Annotated in this window: 5 protein-coding genes; 3 read left to right on the top strand and 2 right to left on the bottom strand. The window is 69.5% G+C overall.

Annotated features, from left to right (window positions below):
- Window positions 1–158: 158 nt before the first annotated feature.
- Window positions 159–1,166 carry a glycosyltransferase gene (locus AOZ13_RS13020; RefSeq protein ID WP_234402884.1) on the bottom strand — a complete coding sequence of 336 codons (1,008 nt, stop codon included), beginning with the start codon at window positions 1,164–1,166 and terminating at the stop codon, window positions 159–161.
- An 85-nt stretch (window positions 1,167–1,251) separates the two neighbouring features.
- Complete coding sequence (locus AOZ13_RS13015) at window positions 1,252–2,313, bottom strand: glycosyltransferase family 4 protein (RefSeq protein ID WP_021780811.1); 1,062 nt, start codon at window positions 2,311–2,313, stop codon at window positions 1,252–1,254.
- A 73-nt stretch (window positions 2,314–2,386) separates the two neighbouring features.
- On the opposite strand from AOZ13_RS13015, the gene AOZ13_RS13010 reads away from it, so the two are divergent.
- From AOZ13_RS13010 to AOZ13_RS13000, 3 genes are read left to right on the top strand one after another with little or no spacing between them, the layout of a single operon-like run.
- Complete coding sequence (locus AOZ13_RS13010) at window positions 2,387–2,665, top strand: ribonuclease P protein component 4 (protein WP_020222758.1); 279 nt, start codon at window positions 2,387–2,389, stop codon at window positions 2,663–2,665.
- A gap of 54 nt (window positions 2,666–2,719) precedes the next feature.
- Window positions 2,720–2,962 carry a YhbY family RNA-binding protein gene (locus tag AOZ13_RS13005; RefSeq protein ID WP_021780810.1) on the top strand — a complete coding sequence of 81 codons (243 nt, stop codon included), beginning with the start codon at window positions 2,720–2,722 and terminating at the stop codon, window positions 2,960–2,962.
- Entirely contained in the window at window positions 2,959–3,879 is a 921-nt protein-coding gene (locus tag AOZ13_RS13000; RefSeq protein WP_020222760.1) for a mechanosensitive ion channel family protein, read from the top strand. The genes AOZ13_RS13005 and AOZ13_RS13000 overlap by 4 nt, the downstream gene beginning before the upstream one ends.
- The last annotated feature ends 363 nt before the right edge of the window (window positions 3,880–4,242 follow it).

Genomic DNA, 4,242 nt, shown 5'->3' with positions numbered 1-4,242 from the left:
GGTGGCGGTCCCGGCGGCCGCGGTGGCGGTCCCGGCGGCCGCGGCGAGGAGTCCGATTCGAGCGAGAAGATCGGCCGCGAGCTCGAACAGCTCCGCAAGGAGGTCGAGCGCACGAACAACAAGCTCGATCGGATCGCGAACGCGCTCGAAGACCGCGACTAGCGCACGCGGTCGTACGCGGCTTCGAGGCGGTCGACGGCCTGCGAGACGCTCACTTCTTCGCGCCTGTCCAGACACGTCGCGGCGAGCGCGTCGCGTTCGTCGAGCGCGCGCTCGATCGCGTCACGGAACGCCGCGACGTCGCCGACGGGGTAGCGATACCCCGTTTCGCCGTCGTCGACGGTCTCGATCAGCGCGCCCGCGTCCGCACCGACGGCCGGCGTGCCGCAGGCGTTGGCCTCCAGCGCGACGAGTCCCTGCGTCTCGACGGGGCTCGGGAACGCGAAGACGTCGAGCGCGCTGTAGAACGCCGGGAGTTCCTCGCGCGGGAGGAAACCGAGGAAGCGCGCGTCGACGCCGCGCTCGCGAGCGCGTGTCTCCAGATCGTCACGAGCGGGACCATCGCCGCCGAGCACGAGCGTCGCGTCGAGGTCGGCCGCGGCGTCCACGAGGTCGCGGAGGCGCTTCTCGTAGCCGTGCCGGCCCGTGTAGCCGACGAGCGTGCCCGAGAGGTCGTAGCGCTCGCGGAAGTCGCTCGCGTCGGTGGGTTCGAAGAAATCGATATCGACGCCGTTCGGGAGCGCGGTGACGGGCGTGGCGACGCCGAGGTCGCGGACGCGCCCGGCCGTGCGCTCGCTCGGCGCGAGCACGAGATCGGCCCGGTCGAGGAACCACCGCTCCCACGCGGCGCTGACGCGCTCCACGGCGGGCGCGACGGCGTCCGGTGCGATGTACTCCGCGTACTCGCTCGTCGGCGTGTGGTAGGAGACGACGAACGGCGCGTCGTGTCGTCGGGCGTAGCGGTAGCCCGCGAAGCGACGGAGAAGGGCGAGTGGGCGTGGACGACGTCCGGCGCGACGACGCCGCGGGGCGCGTGCGGGACGGCGAGGCGATACCCCTCGTAGAAGGGGAAATCGAGGCTGGCGACGGGGTGTTCGCCCGGTTCGGGTTCGTAGTCCGCGTCCGGGTAGACGACGTCCATCCGTCCCCCGCGGGACTGCCAGCACTCGCGCCACGTCCGCACGGTGTAGGTCGCGCCGTTGACCGTCGGGAGGTAGGTGTCGGTGAACGCCGCGACGGCGGGTGGCTCGGTCACGATCGGGTCCCCTCGACGAGATCGCGGTAGATGTCGGCGAGTTCCTCGCCGACGCGATCGAGCGAGTGCTCGCGCGCCGTCTCGCGCGCGTTCGCGCCGAGTTCGTCGCGGAGGCCGGGATCGGCCGCGAGGCGCTCGATGGCCTCGACGTACTCGGTCTCGGTCTCGCAGAGCAGGCAGTCCTCGCCGTCCGTGAAGTACTCGCGGAAGACCGGGAGGTCGCTGAGGACGCAGGCCTTCCCGCACGCCATCGCCTCCAACGCGACGAGACCCTGCGTCTCGCTCTTCGTCGGAAAACAGAAGACATCGCCCGCGCCGAACGCGCCGCGCTTGTCGTCGACCCAGCCCGTGAAGGTGACGCTCGCCGGGGGATCGTTCACCCACCGCTTGACCTCCTCCGACGCGTGCGGGCCGGTGTCGTACGGGCCGAACCAGACGAACTCGTAGTCCGTCCGCTGGGCGAGTTCGCAGAACGTCGTGAGGCCCTTGCGCTCGAAGACGTTGCCGACGGTGAAGACGACGGTGCCCTCAAGGTCGAAGCGCTCGCGATACGGCTCGCGGTACTCCTCGACGCCCGCCAAGGAGTCGAGATCCACGCCGTTCGTGAGCACCTCGATCGGCGCGTCGATGGGGTAGGATTCGAGGCGCCGCTTGGCGTACGCGGAGGGCGAGATGACGAGGTCGGCGAGCGAGTAGAACCACCGCAGGTAGCGTTCGAGAGGATCGGCGAGGAGTTCGACGCCGCGCCAGCTCCCCATCGTGTTCTCGCGGAGGGTGTGCGCGTGGAGGACGAGCGGGGTGTCGGTGCGCCGAGCGTGGCGCGCGACGGCGACGGATCCCGGCCCGAAGAGGTGGCAGTGCGCGAGGTCGAAGTCGGCGAATGCGCCGTCGCCGCGCGCGATGGAGACGGCCGTGTCGAGCGGGTCGTCGCCCGCCCACGGCCGGGTCACCACCTCGACGTCCGTCGGGGCGAGCGCGGCGTGCTGCTGGCGGGCGGCGGTGGCGATGCCGCTGCGCTCCAGCGGGCCCGCCAGCTCCAGATAGTTGAGCGCGCGCATGGGATGGCGTCGACGGCCCGGGAGCGAAAAGGTGTATCGAAACGCTTTGCCTCCGCGGTCCCCGAGGGGGAGTGTGAGCGGAATCGCAGCGGAACGGATCGACCGGCTGGCGTCGCTGGCAGCGGCGGCCGCGCGCGACGGCGAGGACGAGCGCGCGCGCGAGTACGTCCGGCTCGCCCGCCGGATCGCCGAGCGCAACCGACTCCGCCTCCCGCGCGAACTCGTCCGGTTCACCTGCGACGACTGCGACGCCTACCTGATCCCCGGACGGAACGCCCGAACGCGCCTGCGGGACGGCCACGTCGTCACCACCTGTGACTGCGGGAACCAAGCGCGCCATCCGTACCGCTGACACGCCGTCAGCGGGACAATAGATTCAAACCGCCGCCGCGAGATACGTGCTCGTATGGCTGATCTACGTTCGAAAGCCCACGAGGCCGACGTGACCGTCTGGGTCGGAAAGAGCGGTATCGAGTCCGTCGTCGACGAACTCGACGACCAACTCGACGATAGGGACGTCGTGAAGGTGAAGTTCCTCCGGTCGTCCCGCGGCGGGACGACGACCGAAGAACTCGCCGAGGACCTGCGCGACGCCGTCAGCGCCGACCTCGTCGAGACCCGGGGGAACACCGCAGTGTACGCTCGATGAGGGCGCTCTTGCTGCAGACCGCTGGCGCCGGCGGCTTCGTCGGGCAGTGGCTCCGGTCGGCGATCGGTCTCGCGCCGAGTTACGCGAGCGCCATCGGATCGGCCGTCACCTTCGTCGTCGTCGCCGCCGTCCTCTACGTCGCCGGGAAGGCCGTCGTCCACCCGCTCGCGAACCGACTGATGGAGCGCCGCGGACTCGACGAGCACGCGAGGAACCCGCTGCGGAAGGTCGTCTCCGTCGCCATCGTCGCCGTCGCCATCGGCGTCGCGTTCGCCATGGCGGGCTACGGCAACATACTCGTCGCGCTCGCGACGGTCGCCGCCGCCGCGACGCTCGCCATCGGGCTGGCGATGCAGGACGTCCTCGCGAACTTCGTCGCCGGCGTCTTCATCTACACGGACAGGCCCTTCCGACTCGGCGACTGGATCGAGTGGGACGGCAACTCGGGGATCGTCGAGGACATCAGTCTCCGCGTGACGCGCGTTCGCACCTTCGACAACGAACTCCTCACCGTTCCGAACTCGAATCTGACCGACGGCGTCATCAAGAACCCCGTCGCGAAGGACAGACTCCGCGTCCAGTTCCTCTTCGGCATCGGCTACGACGACGACATCGACGAGGCGACCGAGATCATCGTCGAGGAGGCCGAGAAGCGCGACGACATCATGGACGATCCCGGCGTCACCGTCCGACTCACCGAACTCGCCGACTCCTACGTCGGTCTCAAGAGCCGCTTCTGGATCGCCGATCCCTCGCGCGCGGACTTCGTGAAGACCCGCGGCGAGTACGTCCAGACGGTGAAGGAGCGCTTCGACGAGGCGGGCATCGACATCCCCTACCCGACGCGCACCCTCGAGGGCGGGATCGACGTCGCGGGCGACCTCGGCGCCGAATCCTTCGAGCGCGACGAGGAATAGACGACCTCCCGGCTCAGCTCCCCTTTGCCGTTTTGCGACGTGCAGAGCGACGCCCAGCGACGGGTGACTCGACCTACGCGACTAACGTCAGTACACCGAACGGTTGACGAGACGGCTCGTCAGATCCCGGTCGGTGCGCCGTTCACCGCGAGCCGATGGCTCGCGGGCCGACGAGTGACTAACGCGACTCGCAGAGCCGCGGCTGAAACGAGGAGTGGTTTTAGCTGAATTGAGGCGCTAAGCCCCCTTCCCCAGCGAGCGCCGACCGGGCGAGAGGCGCGAGCAGGGAGGGGATACAGCGTTCACGAGAGCTTTGCTCTCGTGCGCGAACGAGACGCGAAGCGTCTCGTCAACGCCGCACAG

It is taken from the genome of Halarchaeum acidiphilum MH1-52-1, assembly GCF_000474235.1.
Classification (GTDB): Archaea; Halobacteriota; Halobacteria; order Halobacteriales; family Halobacteriaceae; genus Halarchaeum; species Halarchaeum acidiphilum.
Note: the sequence above shows the minus strand (reverse complement) of the source record. Positions and strands in the feature narration are given on the sequence as shown.